At 64.5% G+C, this 16,357-nt stretch carries 15 protein-coding genes, 1 tRNA gene and 1 pseudogene; 16 read left to right on the top strand and 1 reads right to left on the bottom strand.

Going from position 1 to position 16,357, the window contains the following annotated elements:
* The first annotated feature begins 90 nt into the window (after window positions 1-90).
* The 5 genes from FLG15_RS13635 (at window position 91) to FLG15_RS13615 (ending at window position 5,585) form a co-directional block, all read left to right on the top strand.
* Window positions 91-1,029, top strand: a complete 939-nt coding sequence (locus tag FLG15_RS13635; protein ID WP_057686979.1) for an isopenicillin N synthase family dioxygenase — start codon at window positions 91-93, stop codon at window positions 1,027-1,029.
* Window positions 1,030-1,241: 212 nt separating this feature from the next.
* Complete coding sequence (locus FLG15_RS13630) at window positions 1,242-1,925, top strand: methylamine utilization protein (protein ID WP_057678332.1); 684 nt, start codon at window positions 1,242-1,244, stop codon at window positions 1,923-1,925.
* Window positions 1,922-4,288: a putative bifunctional diguanylate cyclase/phosphodiesterase gene (locus FLG15_RS13625; protein ID WP_057678331.1), complete on the top strand. Its 2,367-nt coding sequence runs from the start codon at window positions 1,922-1,924 to the stop codon at window positions 4,286-4,288. Before FLG15_RS13630 ends, FLG15_RS13625 begins: the two co-directional genes overlap by 4 nt.
* Window positions 4,285-5,157: a DUF3034 family protein gene (locus FLG15_RS13620; protein WP_057678330.1), complete on the top strand. Its 873-nt coding sequence runs from the start codon at window positions 4,285-4,287 to the stop codon at window positions 5,155-5,157. The genes FLG15_RS13625 and FLG15_RS13620 overlap by 4 nt, the downstream gene beginning before the upstream one ends.
* Window positions 5,157-5,585, top strand: a complete 429-nt coding sequence (locus tag FLG15_RS13615; RefSeq protein WP_017156088.1) for a group I truncated hemoglobin — start codon at window positions 5,157-5,159, stop codon at window positions 5,583-5,585. The genes FLG15_RS13620 and FLG15_RS13615 overlap by 1 nt, the downstream gene beginning before the upstream one ends.
* Window positions 5,586-5,775: 190 nt before the next feature.
* Here the strand turns inward: FLG15_RS13615 and FLG15_RS13610 are convergent.
* Window positions 5,776-6,576, bottom strand: a pseudogene (locus FLG15_RS13610) (SDR family NAD(P)-dependent oxidoreductase).
* Window positions 6,577-6,688: 112 nt separating this feature from the next.
* On the opposite strand from FLG15_RS13610, the gene tpiA reads away from it, so the two are divergent.
* From tpiA to nuoH, 11 genes are all read left to right on the top strand, one after another.
* Entirely contained in the window at window positions 6,689-7,444 is a 756-nt protein-coding gene (tpiA, locus tag FLG15_RS13605) for a triose-phosphate isomerase (protein ID WP_150146561.1), read from the top strand.
* 33 nt (window positions 7,445-7,477) lie between these two features.
* Window positions 7,478-7,945 carry a preprotein translocase subunit SecG gene (gene secG, locus FLG15_RS13600; RefSeq protein WP_150146558.1) on the top strand — a complete coding sequence of 156 codons (468 nt, stop codon included), beginning with the start codon at window positions 7,478-7,480 and terminating at the stop codon, window positions 7,943-7,945.
* A 49-nt stretch (window positions 7,946-7,994) separates the two neighbouring features.
* A tRNA-Leu gene (locus FLG15_RS13595) sits at window positions 7,995-8,079 on the top strand.
* Window positions 8,080-8,181: 102 nt separating this feature from the next.
* Window positions 8,182-8,538 carry an NADH-quinone oxidoreductase subunit A gene (locus tag FLG15_RS13590; protein ID WP_003485539.1) on the top strand — a complete coding sequence of 119 codons (357 nt, stop codon included), beginning with the start codon at window positions 8,182-8,184 and terminating at the stop codon, window positions 8,536-8,538.
* A complete protein-coding gene (locus FLG15_RS13585; RefSeq protein ID WP_005914280.1) occupies window positions 8,529-9,083 on the top strand; it encodes a NuoB/complex I 20 kDa subunit family protein in 555 nt (184 codons plus the stop codon). Before FLG15_RS13590 ends, FLG15_RS13585 begins: the two co-directional genes overlap by 10 nt.
* 36 nt (window positions 9,084-9,119) lie before the next feature.
* Window positions 9,120-9,872: an NADH-quinone oxidoreductase subunit C gene (locus FLG15_RS13580; protein ID WP_003485543.1), complete on the top strand. Its 753-nt coding sequence runs from the start codon at window positions 9,120-9,122 to the stop codon at window positions 9,870-9,872.
* Window positions 9,869-11,176 carry an NADH-quinone oxidoreductase subunit D gene (locus FLG15_RS13575; RefSeq protein ID WP_008570969.1) on the top strand — a complete coding sequence of 436 codons (1,308 nt, stop codon included), beginning with the start codon at window positions 9,869-9,871 and terminating at the stop codon, window positions 11,174-11,176. Before FLG15_RS13580 ends, FLG15_RS13575 begins: the two co-directional genes overlap by 4 nt.
* Window positions 11,173-11,700: an NADH-quinone oxidoreductase subunit NuoE gene (nuoE, locus tag FLG15_RS13570; RefSeq protein ID WP_057678327.1), complete on the top strand. Its 528-nt coding sequence runs from the start codon at window positions 11,173-11,175 to the stop codon at window positions 11,698-11,700. Before FLG15_RS13575 ends, nuoE begins: the two co-directional genes overlap by 4 nt.
* A 3-nt stretch (window positions 11,701-11,703) precedes the next feature.
* Entirely contained in the window at window positions 11,704-13,038 is a 1,335-nt protein-coding gene (gene nuoF, locus FLG15_RS13565; protein ID WP_003485551.1) for an NADH-quinone oxidoreductase subunit NuoF, read from the top strand.
* Window positions 13,035-15,269, top strand: a complete 2,235-nt coding sequence (nuoG, locus tag FLG15_RS13560; protein WP_057678326.1) for an NADH-quinone oxidoreductase subunit NuoG — start codon at window positions 13,035-13,037, stop codon at window positions 15,267-15,269. The genes nuoF and nuoG overlap by 4 nt, the downstream gene beginning before the upstream one ends.
* Window positions 15,266-16,357 carry an NADH-quinone oxidoreductase subunit NuoH gene (gene nuoH / locus FLG15_RS13555; RefSeq protein WP_057678325.1) on the top strand — a complete coding sequence of 364 codons (1,092 nt, stop codon included), beginning with the start codon at window positions 15,266-15,268 and terminating at the stop codon, window positions 16,355-16,357. The genes nuoG and nuoH overlap by 4 nt, the downstream gene beginning before the upstream one ends.

The following is a 16,357-nucleotide window of genomic DNA, read 5'->3' as shown; positions in this document are numbered from 1 at the left end:
CCAAGGCCGCGACGTTTTACCTGTTGTATCGCCTGCTGATCTGACCAGCAGGTTTCTCTCGACCTTTCGACCTTGACTGCAGACATCCGTATGAGCGCGCGCATCCCCACGCTGGACATCACCCGTTTCGACACCGACCGCGACGCCTTCGTCGCCGAGCTCGGAGCGGCTTACCGGCAGTGGGGCTTTGCCGGCATCCGCAATCACGGTATCGCCCAGGCCGACATCGATGCCGCCTACGACGTGTTCAAGGCGTTCTTCGCGTTGCCGGAAGCGACCAAGCGCCGTTATCACGTGGAAGGCAGCGGTGGCGCGCGCGGCTACACCGCGTTCGGCGTGGAAACCGCCAAGGATTCCAAGCACTTCGACCTCAAGGAGTTCTGGCACATCGGCCGCGAGATCGCGGACGATTCGCCGTATCGCGCAGTGATGCCGCCGAACCTGTGGCCCAGCGAAGTGCCGGGTTTCCGCGAGCGCGGCTACCAGCTGTACCAGCAGCTCGATCAGCTGGGTTCGCGCGTGCTGTCGGCGCTGGCGCTGCATATCGGCCTGCCGCAGGACTACTTCGTCGACAAGACCAACAACGGCAATTCGATCCTGCGGCCGATCCATTACCCGCCGATCACCAGCGACGACATCCCCAACGTGCGTGCCGGTGCGCATGGCGACATCAATTTCATCACCTTGCTGGTGGGCGCCAGTGCCGCCGGCCTGGAAGTGCGTTCCCACGATGGCGAGTGGGTGCCGTTCACTGCCGACGCCGACACCATCGTGGTCAACATCGGTGACATGCTGCAGCGCCTGACCAATCACGTGTATCCGTCCACCATCCACCGTGTGGTCAATCCGCCGGGCGAGCAGGCGCGCCAGCCGCGCTATTCGGTGCCGTTCTTCCTGCACCCCAATCCGGATTTCCTGATCGACGTGTTGCCCTCGTGCATCAGCGCCGACAATCCCAGCCGTTATCCGGAGCCGATCACGGCGCATGGCTTCCTGGAAGAGCGTCTGCGCGAGATCAAGCTGAAGTGATCCGGCGCCAGCGCCGGCACGCATCGCCCGTCGCCGGTAGCCGCGCTCGCAGCACCCACCGGTGACCGGTGCCGCACTTCTGTTCAGAAAATCCCGCTCGCGTCTGGTTAAAGCTTGCGTTCACTCGGGCCGATAACCGAGGCTAATCGCTAGCGCGACGTCGGACTCGCCTGGCGCTCCGCTGCCGATTGCACAAGGCTGGGGGCGTGCGCATGCGATGGATCAAATGGCTGGGTGTCGTGTCGGTGCTGGTGGCCTGTGCTGCCGTGGGATCGGTGTCGGCGACAGCGGTCAGTGTGACCGTCGCCGATGCCGGCGGCGTGCTGGTCGATGCGGTCGTGAGCCTGGAGCCGGCGCGGCCTGCTCCGCCAGCCGCCAGCAAGACTGCGGAGATGGATCAGGTCAATTCGCAGTTCGTGCCTGCCGTGCTGGCGGTGCGCACCGGCACCCTGGTGCGCTTTCCGAACAACGATCAGATTCGCCATCAGGTGTATTCGTTCTCTCCGGCCAAGCGCTTCGAGCTGCCGCTGTTTCAAGGCACCACCGCGACGCCGGTGCGTTTCGATCAGGCGGGTCTGGTCACCATAGGCTGCAACATCCACGATTGGATGCTGGGATACATCGTGGTGCTGGACACGCCGTATTTCGGCAAAACCGGCAGCGATGGCCGTGCCCAGCTGGAGGCGCCTGCCGGCACTTACACGCTGCGGGTCTGGCACCCGCGCATCAAGGGCGCTGCCACCAGCGAGCCGTTGGTGATCGCACGCGAGCAGGTGCAGCGCCGCGTGACCCTGCAGACCACCGGCACCGCGCCGGCCGTGGCGCCACCGGATGCGCGCGTGCGCGCGCTGCAGGACAAGTTCCGTAACGCCGACTCGAAGAAGCCGCGCCCATGAGGTCGATGCGCCTGCATACCCGCATCGCGGCCTTGCTGGTGCTGGTCGTGCTTGCCACGCAGGCGCTGACCTTCCTTGCCGTGCAGGTGGCGACCGAGCGCAGCGTCAAGGCCCAGCTTGGCGAAGAGCTGGAGATCGGGCAGCGGGTCTGGCAACGCATCAACATGCGCCGCGACGAACAGCTGCTGCAGTCGGCGTCGGTGCTGGCCGACGATTTCGGGTTTCGTGCGGCCGTTGCAAGCGGCGATGTGCCGACCATGCAATCGGCCCTGCGCAACCACGCCGCGCGCATGTCGGCGCAAACCGCGCTGTTGTTGTCGCCCGATGGGCAATTCCTGACCGGCCTGGCCGACGTCCCGCAGGCCGAACAATTGCGTGCGGTGCAGGCATTGCTGCAACAAGCGCAGCGCGATGGACGCGCGGTCGGTGTGGTGGCGCTGAATCAACACATCGTGCGGTTGGCGGTGGTGCAGGTGCTGGCGCCGAACCGGGTGGGCTGGATTGGGATCGGCAACGAATCCGGCGATGGCCTGGCGCAGGATTTCCGCACCACCACCGGGCTGGATGCGACCTTCTTCACTGATGGCCCGCCAGTGCGCGTGCTGGCCTCCACCCTGGAGCCCTCGGCGCGCGCCCAGTTTGCGCAGCAATTGCCCCTGGTCGAGAAGGTGCAGGCTGCATCGATCCCGCTGACGCTGGACCAGGCGCGCTATCTGGTCAGGCTGCAATCGATCCAGGGCGACAGCCAGGTGCGGGTGGCGTTGCAGGCATCGCTGGATCGCGCCATCGCGCCGTACCGCATCCTCAAGCTGCGGATCCTGCTGCTGGCAGGCTTGGCCACGGTCGCTGCATTGGGTGTGGCGATTTTTCTTGCGCGCAGCGTGAGCAAACCCGTTGCGCAACTGGTGCAGGCCGCACGGCGCATTCAGCGCGGCGATTACCGCACCGCCGTGCAGGTGCCGCCGGGCCGTGAACTCGCCGAACTGGCAGACAGTTTCGGGCGCATGCAGCACCAGATCGCCAGCCGCGAACAACACATCCTGCATCAGGCCCGCCATGACGCCTTGACCGGGTTGCCGAACCGGATCTGGTTGCTGGAGCGTTTGAAGGACGTGGTGGATCAGACTGTGGCATCCGGTGGCACTGCCGCGGTGCTGATCCTGGATCTGGAGCGCTTCAAGGAACTCAACGACAGCCTGGGCCACGATTTCGCCGACCAGGTGTTGGTGGAAGCCGGACGCCGGCTCGTCGATGTGGTGCAAGAGCCCAACCTGGTGGGTCGGCTGGGCAGCGATGAATTCATGGTGGTGGTGGCGCAAGCCGATGCGGCCAGCGTGCAGCAGGATGCGCAGCGCCTGCTGCTGCAGTTGCGCCGCCCGCTGGTGTTGCCGCAGGCGCGCATCCAGCTCGAAGCCAGCATCGGCATCGCCTTGATTCCCGAGCACGGCGCCGACCCGGACACCTTGTTGCGCCGCGCCGACATCGCACGGCGGCAGGTCGGTACGACGGCCACCTTCGGCGCCAGCGTCTACCGCATGGGCCAGGACGAACAGCATCTGCGGCGTTTGCGCCTCACCGGCGATCTGCGTCAGGCCATCGGCGCCAATGAACTCACCTTGCGCTTCCAGCCCAAGATTTGTCTGCGCACCGATCGTGTCGAACAGGTCGAAGTGCTGGTGCGCTGGCATCATCCGGTGCTCGGGCCGATCGGTCCGGACGAATTCATCCCGCTTGCCGAACACTCCGGCGTGATCCATCCGCTCACCCGCTTCGTACTGGACGAAGCGCTGCGCTGCCAGGCGCAATGGCGCAAGCAGGGGCTGGAACTGGGCATGGCCATCAATCTGTCCGCACTGGATCTGTCCGATCCCGGCTTGCCGGACTTCGTCCGCGGCTGCCTGGAGCATCATGCCGTGCCAGCGCAGTCGGTCACGCTGGAATTGACCGAAAGTGCCCTGATGCGCGATGTCGAATTTGCGCTGCACATGCTGCATCAGTTGCGCAGTGTCGGTGTACGCCTGTCCATCGACGACTTCGGCACCGGCTATTCCTCGTTGGCACAACTCAAGCGCATGCCGGTGAACGAACTGAAGATCGACAAGAGCTTCGTCATGCAGTTGGCCGACGGCACCGACGATGCCTTCATCGTCCGCAGCACGATCGATCTGGGACACAACCTGGGGCTGAGCGTCATTGCCGAAGGTGTCGAAAACGCCGCGGCGCTTGCGCTGCTGCGCGGCTACGGCTGCGACATGGTGCAGGGCTATCTGTACTCGCCACCGCTGGAAGCAGCGCCGCTGGTGGCCTGGTGCATGCGCCAACTGGGCATGACCACGCCAGCGCATGCAGGTGTGCAGCGATGAGCGCCCATCTGCGTGTTGCGCTTCTTGCTGCTGCGGCAGCTGGCGTGTTTGCGCCGCTGCATGCCCTGGCCGGCGACGGACGCCTGCTCGCCACCGGCGGCGTATCGATGATCGAAGGCAGTAGCGGCGGCGGCATCGTGCCGTGGGCCACGTTGTCTGGGTACGGCACGCGCGACGAGCTTGGCACCGTCGCGTTCGCAACCCACGTCGACAGCGGCGATTACCGTCTCGACGTGCAGGGCGCCGCGCTCACGGTTGGCAATCGGCTGGAGCTTTCGCTTGCCCGCCAGCGTCTGGATCTGGGCGCCTTGCAGGACCGGCTCGGCTTGCCGTGGAATGCGCTTGGCCAGGACGTGGTCGGTGCCAAGTGGCGCGTGGCCGGCGACCTTGTGTACGGACACGCGCCGCAAGTCAGCTTGGGCGTGCAATACAAGCGCCTGCGCAACGGAACCTTGCCGTTGGCGATCGGTGCGCGCGACGACCACGGCACCGACATCTACGTCAGCGCGAGCCGCCTGTTGCTGCAGGGCGCCGGCGGATATCAGCTACTGCTCAACGGCACCTTGCGCGCTACCCGCGCCAACCAGGCCGGCTTGCTCGGCTTCGGCGGCGATCGCCGCAACAGCTATCGCCTGGTTCCGGAGGTCAGTGCTGCAGTGGTGCTGTCGCCGTCCTGGGCGGTGGGCGTGGAATATCGCGACAAGCCCAATAACCTCGGCTTCGCGCGCGAGCAAGCGTGGGCAGATGCATTCGTCGCCTGGTTCCCCAGCAAGCATGTCTCGTTGACCGCTGCCTGGGCCGATCTTGGCGATATCGCCACGCTTGCCGATCAGCGCGGCCCTTATCTCTCCTTGCAGGTGGCGTTCTGATGAACCGATGGTTGCGCTGGTCGTTGCTCTGCATGCTGGGCCTGACGAGTGCCTGCGCCAGCACGCAAGCGCGGCAGACGCTGTACGACGAACTCGGCGGCCAGGCCGGCATCGAAGCGCTGGTGGAAACCATGCTCTCGCGCATCGCCGACGACCCACGCATCGTCGACAAATTCGCACGCGTCAATATCGTCATGCTCAACGAGCGCCTGGTGCAAAAGTTCTGCCATGTTGCCGACGGCCCATGCCCTGACACCGCCAAGTCGATGCAGCAGGCACATGCGCACCTGGCGATCCGCGAAGGCGACTTCAATGCCTTGGTCGAAGATCTGAACTGGGCCATGGATCAGCGCAAGATTCCGCGCCGCACGCAAAACCGCCTGCTGGCGCGCCTGGCGGCGATGCACGGCGAGATCGTCAATCACTGACAACAGCGGGTGGTTCAGCGCTGGCGGCCAGCGCGTGAGCTGATGCTGGCTTGGACCTGCATGCGCATGCGCCCAAATCATTGACGCTCGATACCTGCGCTTGCGTACGCGTTGCAAGCCCTTCGGTGGCCCGGGCCAGACGCGCGGCCGAGCTAGGCGATCTCTTCTGCACATGCCGCCTGCCGGTGCGTCACTCCAGCGGCCGCACCCGATGCGAACCGCGCGCCATCAGGCGGAGCGCAAACGCGTGCGGCAACAGCCGCAATGCTGCGTTGACCAGCCGGTAGCGCCAGCCCGGCACTGCCAGCACCTGGCCGCGCTCCAGGGCGGCGATTCCATACTCGGCCACTGCGTCGGCCTGCAGTCAGGCCCAGTCGGGCAGGGTGGACATCGCCTCGCGAGTGCCGGTCACGTCATGGAATTCGGACCATGCAAAGCCCGGGCACAGGGCACACACCTTGACCGCGCAATCGGCGTTTTCCAGCGCCAGCGATTCGCTGAAGCGCAGCATGAAGCTCTTGCTGGCCGCGTACAGGGTCTGCCCATCGGCGCTGGGCGTCAGCGCCGCGAACGAGGCCACGTTGAGAATGCGGCCCTGGCCGCTGGCACGGATCATGGGCAGCAGTCGCCAGGTCAGCTCGCACACCGCGCCCACCATCACCTGCAGGAAGCGCGCATGCGTGGCCCAGTCGTGATGCAGGTAGCGGCCCGGCACGCCGTAACCGGCGTTATTGACCAGTGTGCCCACTGTCCAGCCGTTGCGCTGGATCTGCGCTGCCAGCGCCTCGGCCGCGGCAGGGTCGGCCAGGTCGGCCGGCAGCACTTCCACCCGAACCGTGCCTCGCAATTCCTCGGCCAATGCCTGCAACCGATCCACCCGTCGTGCGGTCAGGATCAGCGGCATGCCGCGCCTGGCGTATGCGCGCGCAATCTCGCGGCCAATGCCGCTGGATGCGCCGGTGATCACGGCGAAGACAGGCGAAACGGACATGGCAGGTTCCTGGAAGGGGAGGGGGAGGACATCTGGCGGACAGAAGTGTGCCGGTTGCCGACAGGCCTTGGGCTATTCTGTCGCCTGTCTTCAACTCAGGAACCTGCGCCTGATGCGTCGAAAGATCGTTGCCGGAAATTGGAAGCTGCATGGCAGCCGCGCCTTCGCCACCGAACTGGTGGCCAAGGTGGCCGCGCACATGCCCCTGAAGGGTGTCGAAGTCGTCATCCTGCCGCCACTGCCTTACCTCGGCGACCTGATCGAGGATTTCGAGGCCCATCACCTGGCGTTCGGAGCCCAGGACGTCAGCAGCAACGAGAAGGGCGCCTATACCGGCGAGGTCTCGGCCTCGATGCTGGTCGACGTCGGCGCCGGCTACGGGCTGGTCGGCCACTCCGAGCGCCGCCAATACCACCAGGAGAGTAGCGAGCTGGTGGCGCGCAAGTTTGCCGCCGCCATCCATGCCGGGCTGATTCCGGTGCTGTGCGTGGGCGAATCGCTGGAACAGCGTGAAGCCGGTCAGACTAAGGCAATCCTGCGTGCCCAGCTCGACCCGGTCCTGGCGCTGGTCGGCAGTGACGGCTTTGCAGGCGCGGTGCTGGCCTACGAACCGATCTGGGCCATTGGCACCGGCCGCACTGCGACCCCGGAGCAGGCCCAGGCCGTGCACGCCTTCCTGCGTGGCGAAGTCGCGAAGGCGGATGCTAGAATCGCCGATTCGTTGCCCATCCTGTACGGGGGCAGTGTCAAGCCCGACAACGCCGGCGAGCTGTTCGCACAGCCTGACGTCGATGGCGGGCTGGTTGGCGGCGCATCACTGGTCGCCGAAGATTTCCTGGCCATCGCACGCGCGGCGGCCGCGTTTTAACCCATTAAGTTTTGTCCGGGGACGGATTTCGAAATGCTGATGTTGATCCTCAATGTGGTCTACGTGCTGGTCGCCCTGGCGATGATTGCGCTGATCCTGATGCAGCGTGGCGCAGGTGCCGCGGCCGGTTCCGGCTTCGGCGCCGGCGCGTCGGGCACCGTGTTCGGTTCGCAGGGTGCGTCGAACTTCCTGTCCAAGTCGACCAAGTGGCTGGCGGTGGTGTTCTTCAGCATCAGCCTGTTCATGGCGTGGTACGCCACGCACGGCGCACGTCCGACGGATCAGAACCTGGGTGTGATGTCGCAGTCGGCAACCCCGGCTCCGGCCGCCGCGGGCGAGCTCACCAAGCCGTTGCCGCAGGCTCCGGCCGCAGGTGCGGTGCCGACCGCTCCGTCGCAGCCGGCCGCGGCCCCGGCGGTGGCGCCTGCGCAGTCCGCACCGGCGCAGCCGGCGCCTGCAGCAAGCGAAGAAAACGCTTCAGAACCAGCACAAAAACGCTGAAGCCGGTTACAATACGCTGCGCACTGGGATGCCCAGCGGCGCAACGTATGCCCAGGTGGCGGAATTGGTAGACGCACTACCTTGAGGTGGTAGCGACTTAGGTCGTAGGGGTTCGAGTCCCCTCTTGGGCACCATTGTTTGGCTGCAGTTCCTGCGCATCGCTTGTCGCGCGCGGGGTCTGCCTATACCCCATGCCGGCACGCGGCGCGTGCGGGCAGAGGCAAGAGAGAATCGCTGTGCTGGCCGAATATTTGCCGAGTCTGCTGTTTCTGATCGTCGCCACCGGTATCGGCATCGTGCTGATGTTGGTCGGTCGATTCCTCGGTCCGCGTAGCCCGGACCCGCGCAAGCTCTCGCCTTACGAGTGCGGCTTCGAAGCCTTCGAAGACGCGCGCATGAAGTTCGATGTGCGCTACTACCTGATCGCGATCCAGTTCATCGTGTTCGATCTGGAAATCATCTTCATCGTGCCGTGGACGCAGGTGTTCATGGAGATCGGCGCACGTTCGCTGGTCACCATGGGCCTGTTCGTCGGCATGTTGTTCCTCGGCTTTATCTACGTGTGGAAGAAGGGAGCGCTGGAATGGGAGTGATTCAGACCCTGGATAGTCTGATGACCAACCCGATGCCGGAAGGCCGGGTGGAAGACATCCTGCGCCCGGAAGGCGAAAACCCGTTGCTCGAAAAGGGCTATGTGACCACCAGCGTCGATGCGCTGCTGAACTGGGCGCGCACCGGCTCGATGTGGCCGATGACCTTCGGTCTGGCGTGCTGCGCCGTCGAGATGATGCACGCAGGCGCCTCGCGCCTGGATCTGGACCGCTACGGCGTGGTGTTCCGTCCCTCGCCGCGCCAGTCCGACGTGATGATCGTGGCCGGAACCCTGGTCAACAAGATGGCCCCGGCGCTGCGCAAGGTCTACGACCAGATGCCAGATCCGAAGTGGGTCATCTCGATGGGCAGCTGCGCCAACGGCGGCGGCTACTATCATTATTCGTATTCGGTGGTGCGCGGTTGCGACCGCATCGTGCCGGTGGACATCTACGTCCCGGGCTGCCCGCCGACCGCCGAGGCGCTGGTCTACGGCATCTTGCAGCTGCAGAAGAAGATCTGGCGTACCCAGACGATCGCGCGCTGACACCCGTCATCTTCTACCGAGAGCAGCCAAGCCCCCATGGCAGAGCAAGCATCCTCCTTCACTGACCGACTTGCGGCACGTTTCGCCGGTGCGCAGATTGCCGTGGCATTGCCGCGCGGCGAAGTGACGCTGGAAGTCGCTGCCGCCGACTGGCATGCCACCTGTCTTGCACTGCGTGACGAGCTCGGCTTCGAACAGCTCAGCGACCTGTGCGGCGTCGATTACCTGGGTTACGGCAGCGACGAGTGGGATACCGCCGACGTGTCGTCGCAGGGCTTCAGCCGCGGCGTCGAGGGCAAGGCCGTCGGCCGTTTCGCCTGGGGCGAATTCCCCAGCCAGGAAAGCTCCGCCGGCGCGCAGCCGCAGCAGCTGCCCAAGCAGCGTTTTGCAGTGGTCGCGCAGCTGATCTCTTACCAGCACAACCAGCGTTTGCGCGTGCGCTGCTATGCACCGGACGAGCAGGTGCCGGTGGTGGCATCGGTGACCGACATCTGGCCGGGCGTGAACTGGTTCGAGCGCGAGGCGTTCGACCTGTTCGGCATCGTGTTCGATGGTCACCCGGACCTGCGCCGCATCCTGACCGACTACGGATTCGTCGGCCACCCGTTCCGCAAGGACTTCCCGCTGATCGGCAACGTCGAAGTGCGTTACGACGAGGAGCGCAAGCGCGTGGTGTACGAGCCGGTCACCTCGGTCGAGCCGCGCGTCGGCGTGCCGCGCGTCATTCGCGACGATGCCCGTTATGAGACTGCCGCTGGTGAAGTGGGCAAGTCGGAGACTGCCAAGTGAGTGAGTTCCGCCAGGCAACCGATGCCTTCGCGAGCAATCCTGTCGAAAGCAAGCAGGAAATCCGCAATTACACGATGAACTTCGGCCCGCAGCATCCTGCGGCGCACGGCGTGTTGCGCCTGATCCTGGAAATGGACGGCGAGACCGTGGTGCGTGCCGATCCGCATATCGGCCTGCTGCACCGTGGCACCGAGAAGCTGGCCGAGTCCAAGCCGTTCAACCAGTCGGTTCCGTACATGGACCGTCTGGATTACGTCTCGATGATGTGCAACGAGCACGCCTACGTGCGCGCGATCGAATCCCTGATGGGAATCGAGGCGCCCGAGCGTGCGCAGTACATCCGCACCATGTTCGACGAGATCACCCGCATCAAGAACCACCTGATGTGGGTCGGTTCCAATGCGCTCGATCTGGGTGCGATGGCGGTGATGCTGTATGCATTTCGCGAGCGCGAAGAACTGATGGACGTTTACGAGGCGGTCAGTGGCGCGCGCATGCATGCCGCCTACTACCGTCCCGGCGGCGTCTACCGCGATCTGCCTGATCGTATGCCGCAGTACAAGGAGTCGCGTTGGCACAAGGGCGGTGCGCTGAAGAAGCGCAATGCGGGGCGCGAAGGCACCATGCTGGACTTCCTGGAAGAGTTCACCAATACCTTCCCGGCACGCGTGGACGAATACGAGACCCTGCTGACCGATAACCGTATCTGGAAGCAGCGCACTGTGGATGTGGGCATCATCAGCCCGGATCTGGCGCGCGCCTGGGGCATGACCGGCCCGATGCTGCGTGGTTCGGGTATCGAGTGGGATCTGCGCAAGAAGCAGCCCTATGCCAAGTACGACGCAGTGGATTTCGATATCCCGGTCGGTACCAACGGCGACTGCTATGACCGCTACCTGGTGCGCGTGGCCGAGATGCGCGAATCCAACCGCATCATCAAGCAGTGCGTGAAGTGGCTGAAGGCCAACCCCGGCCCGGTCATGGTCACCAATTTCAAGGTCGCTCCGCCCAGCCGCGAAGGCATGAAGGACGACATGGAAGCGCTGATCCATCACTTCAAGCTGTTCAGTGAAGGCTACTGCGTGCCGGCTGGCGAAACCTACAGCGCGGTCGAAGCGCCGAAGGGCGAGTTCGGTTGCTACCTGATGTCAGACGGCGCCAACAAGCCGTTCCGCGTGCATCTGCGCGCGCCGGGTTTTGCGCATTTGTCGTCGATGGACGCGGTGGTGCGTGGCTATTTGCTGGCCGACGTCGTGGCGATGATCGGTACTTACGATTTGGTTTTCGGTGAGGTTGACCGATGAAGGCGACGGGTAATTTCGAAGCGGCGCGCGACGTCGATCCGCTGGTGGTGCTGAGCGACAAGACGCGCGCGCACATCGATCACTGGCTGACCAAGTTCCCGCCCGACCGCAAGCGTTCTGCGGTGCTGCAGGGTCTGCATGCCGCGCAGGAACAGAACCAGGGCTGGCTGACCGACGAATTGATCGTGGGCGTGGCCAAGTACCTGGAGCTGCCGCCGGTGTGGGCCTATGAGGTCGCCAGCTTCTACTCGATGTTCGAGACCGAACGCGTCGGCCGTCATAACGTGGCGTTCTGCACCAATATCAGCTGCTGGCTCAATGGCGCCGAAGATCTGTTGGCGCACGCGGAAAAGAAACTGGGTTGCAAGCTGGGGCAGTCGACGGCCGATGGGCGCGTCTACCTCAAGCGCGAAGAAGAGTGCCTGGCTGCCTGCTCCGCGGCGCCGATGATGGTCATCAATGGCCACTATCACGAGCACCTGACGAAAGAAAAGGTCGACGCGCTGCTGGACGGGCTGGAGTAAGACATGGCACATCATCACGCACCCTCAGGCCCGGTCGGTCCGGCGCCGCAGCCGCATCAGGTCGTCTACACGACCCTGCATTACGACACTCCGTGGTCGTATGAGAGCTATCTGAAAACCGGTGGCTACGCCGCGCTGCGCAAGATCCTCGAAGAGAAGATCCCGCCGGCCGATGTCATCGAGATGGTCAAGGCGTCGAACCTGCGCGGCCGTGGTGGCGCAGGCTTTCCGACCGGGTTGAAGTGGTCGTTCATGCCCAAGGGCACGATGCAGAAGTACATCCTGTGCAACTCGGACGAATCCGAGCCGGGCACCTGCAAGGACCGCGACATCCTGCGCTATAACCCGCATTCGGTGGTGGAGGGCATGGCGATCGCCTGCTACGCCACCGGTTCGACCGTGGGCTACAACTACCTGCGTGGCGAGTTCCACCATGAGCCGTTCGAGAACTTCGAGCTGGCGCTGGCCGACGCCTACGCAAATGGCTGGCTGGGCAAGAACATCCTCGGCAGCGGCGTGGATATCGATATCTACGGTGCGCTGGGCGCCGGTGCCTACATCTGCGGCGAAGAAACCGCGCTGATGGAATCGCTGGAAGGCAAGAAGGGCCAGCCGCGCTACAAGCCGCCGTTCCCGGCCAATTTCGGCCTGTACGGCAAGCCGACCACCATCAACAACACCGAGACCTATGCGTCGGTGCCGGCGATCATTCGCAACGGCCCGGAGTGGTTCCTTGGTTTGAGCAAGACCAAGAACGGCGGCCCGAAGATCTTCTCGGTGTCCGGTTGCGTGCAGAAGGGCGGCAACTTCGAAGTGCCGCTCGGCACCACCTTCGACGAACTGCTGGAAATGGCCGGCGGTCTGCGCCCGGGTCGCAAGCTCAAGGGCGTGGTGCCCGGCGGTGTGTCGATGCCGGTGCTGAAGGCCGACCAGGTCGCTGGCTTGCAGATGGACTACGACACCTTGCGTGCGCTGGGCACCGGTCTGGGCTCGGGTGCCATCGTGGTGCTGGACGACAGCGTCTGCTGCGTACGTTTCGCCTGCCGCATCTCGCAGTTCTTCCACAAGGAATCCTGCGGCCAGTGCACCCCGTGCCGCGAGGGCACCGGCTGGATGCACCGCGTGCTGGAGCGCATCGTCGCCGGCAAGGCAACGATGGAAGACCTGCATCAGCTGCGCACCGTCGCCGGCCAGATCGAAGGCCACACCATCTGTGCGTTCGGCGAAGCGGCGGCATGGCCGATCCAAGGCTTCCTGCGCCAGTTCTGGGACGAGTTCGAGTACTACATCGTCAACGGTCGTTCGATCGTCGATACGCAAGTCGGAGTGGCTGCATGAGCGCCCAACCAGTGAACCCGAACGTGCCGCCGGATCATGTGACCGTCGAAATCGACGGCCAGAGTCTGGTCGTGCCGAAGGGCTCGATGATCATTCAGGCGGCCGACAAGGCCGGCATTCCGATCCCGCGCTTCTGCTACCACGAGAAGCTGCCGATCGCGGCCAATTGCCGCATGTGCCTGGTCGATGTCGAAAAGTCGCCCAAGCCGTCGCCGGCCTGCGCCACGCCGGTGATGGATGGCATGAAGGTCACCACGCGCAGCGAGAAGGCGCTGAAGTACCAGCGCAGCGTGATGGAATTCCTGCTGATCAACCACCCGCTGGACTGCCCGATCTGTGATCAGGGCGGCGAGTGCGAATTGCAGGACGTCTCGCTCGGCTATGGCCGTTCGGTCAGCCGCTTCAACGAGCGCAAGCGCGTGGTGCCCGACGAGGACATCGGCCCGCTGGTCGCCACCGAGATGACCCGCTGCATCCAGTGCACGCGCTGCGTGCGTTTCACCGCGGACATCGCCGGTACCTACGAGCTGGGTGGCATGTATCGCGGCGAGAACCTGCAGATCGGCACCTACGATGGCAAGCCGCTGACCACCGAGATTTCCGGCAACGTCATCGACGTCTGCCCGGTGGGCGCGCTGACCAACAAGGTGTTCCAGTTCCGTGCACGTCCGTGGGAACTGATGGCGCGCGAATCGCTGGGTTACCACGATGCGATGGGCTCGAACCTGTTCCTGCACGTGCGTCGCGGCGAAGTGCTGCGCACCGTGCCGCGTGAGAACGAGGCGGTCAACGAATGCTGGCTGTCCGACCGCGACCGTTATTCGCATCAGGGCCTGTATGCCGAAGACCGTGCGGTCAAGCCGCTGAAGAAGGTCAACGGGCAGTGGACTGAAGTGAGCTGGGCCGAAGGTCTGGCCGCCGCTACGCAGATCCTGCGCGAAAACGCCGGCGATGCGCTTGGCGTGCTCGTGCATCCGTCCACCTCCAATGAAGAAGGCGCATTGCTCGCGCGTCTGGCCGAAGGGCTGGGTAGCGGCAATCTGGATCACCGTTTGCTCAATCGCGATTTCTCCGACGCTGCGGTGGCCGAAGCCTTCGCCACGCCGCTGGCCGAGATCGAACAGGCCGATGTGGTGGTGTTGTTCGGCACCAATGTGCGGCATGAGCTGCCGTTGCTGCATGCACGTCTGCGCAAGGCGCACATCCAGAATCGTACGCAGATTCATTCGGTCAACCCGGTCGACTTCGATTTCGCCTTCACCCAGGCAAGCCGCACCGTGGTGGCGCCGTCGCAGTTGGCGGGCGCACTGAGCGATGCGACGCTGCGCGATACGGTCAAGGCTGCAAGCCGCGCCGTGGTCGTCGTTGGTGCGTTGGCCGAAAATCATCCGCAGGCTGCCGCGTTGCGTGCTGCCGCACGCGATTTTGCTGCCGCAACCGGGGCGTCGCTGTGCCGCATCCCGCAGGGTGCCAATGCCGTCGGTCTGGTGTCGCAGGGCGTGCTGCCCACCGCGCGCGATGTCGCCGGCATGCTGGCCCAACCGCGTCAGGCGTACGTGCTGTATGGCGTCGAGCCAGGCCTGGATTTTGCCGACGCCGCCGCTGCACGCAGCGCTCTGGCAGGCGCCAAGGTGGTGGCCTTCAGTCAGTTCGCCTGTGCGTCCACGCGCGATGTGGCCGATGTGATCCTGCCGATCGGCGCGTTGCCGGAAATCGATGCATCGCTGACCAATCTCGATGGTCGCGTACAGACCGCACGCGCTGCTGGCCGCCTGCCGGTCGAAGCACGCGATGGCTGGCGCGTGTTGCGTGCACTGGGCGGTGAACTGGGTCTGCCCGGTTTCGAATTCATCGATCTGGTCGGCCTGCGCGCCGGCATGCAGAACCGCAGCGTGACGCCGACGACCTCGGCACAGCCAGCGCCCGCCAGCGATGGGCTGGAGGTCGCTGCAACGGCAGCGATCTACCGCACCGATGCAGTGGTGCGTCGGGCTGCTGCACTGCAGTCGCATCCGCTCAACATCGCGCCATGCGTGGCGATGCATCCGGAGCAGGCGACGCAGTTGCACGTCCAGGCGGGTCAGATGGTCAAGGTCGGTACCGATGCCGGTAAGGCAACGTTGCCGGTGGTGCTGGACAAGCGCGTCGCACCGGGCACGGTGTGGATCGAATCCGGCCATGGCGCAACCGCGCCGCTCGGTGCCGGTCGTGTAACGGTGGTGGCCGCATGAACGAATTGCTGTTGAACCTGGTCGACCCCTTGCACCAGTGGTTCCTGGGGCTGGGCGATGGCGGCGTGGTGCTGTGGTCGGTCTTGAAGATCCTGCTGATCGCCGTGCCGGTGATCGTGGCGGTGGCCTTCTACGTGGTCTGGGAGCGCAAGCTGATCGGCTGGATGCACGTGCGCCACGGGCCCATGTACGTGGGGATGGGCATCTTCCAGGCCTTCGCCGACGTGTTCAAACTCCTGTTCAAGGAGATCGTGCAGCCAACCAGCTCGCACAAGGCGATGTTCGTCATCGCACCGCTGCTGGCACTGGCGCCGGCCTTCGCCGCATGGTCGGTGGTGCCGTTCGATGCGAAGCTGGTGTTGTCCAATGCCAACGTCGGCCTGCTGTATCTGCTGGCGATGACCTCGTTGGGCGTGTACGGCATCATCCTGGCCGGCTGGGCGTCGAACTCGAAGTACGCCTTCCTGGGCGCGATGCGTTCGGCTGCGCAGGTGGTCAGCTACGAGATCGCGATGGGCTTTGCGCTGGTCGGTGTGATGATTGCCTCCGGCAGCGTCAACCTGAGCCAGATCGTGTTCGCGCAGGCCGGCAACTCCGGCTTCTTCGACTGGTTCCTGATTCCGCTGTTCCCGTTGTTCATCGTCTACTGGGTCTCCGGCGTCGCCGAAACCAACCGCGCGCCGTTCGACGTGGTGGAAGGCGAATCGGAAATCGTCGCCGGTCACATGGTGGAATACTCGGGCGGCGCGTTCGCGCTGTTCTTCCTGGCCGAATACGCCAACATGATCCTGGTCAGCTTCCTGATCTCGATCTTCTTCCTCGGTGGCTGGCTGAGCCCGATCCAGGGTTGGGTCAATGCGGATGTTTCGCCGTGGATCGACTGGTTGTGGAAGGGCGGCTGGCCGTGGCTGCTGATGAAGGTGTTCTTCTTCGCCAGCGCCTACATCTGGTTCCGCGCCAGCTTCCCGCGTTACCGCTACGACCAGATCATGCGTCTGGGCTGGAAGGTCTTCATTCCGCTCACGATCGTATGGATCGCAGTGACGGCGTTGATGGTGTTTTACGGCGTGATCCAGAAGGGCGTGTAA

Origin of the sequence: Xanthomonas phaseoli pv. dieffenbachiae (assembly GCF_008639345.1) — a bacterium.
Taxonomy (GTDB): Bacteria; Pseudomonadota; Gammaproteobacteria; order Xanthomonadales; family Xanthomonadaceae; genus Xanthomonas; species Xanthomonas phaseoli.
This window is presented reverse-complemented; position numbering and strand designations above follow the sequence as displayed.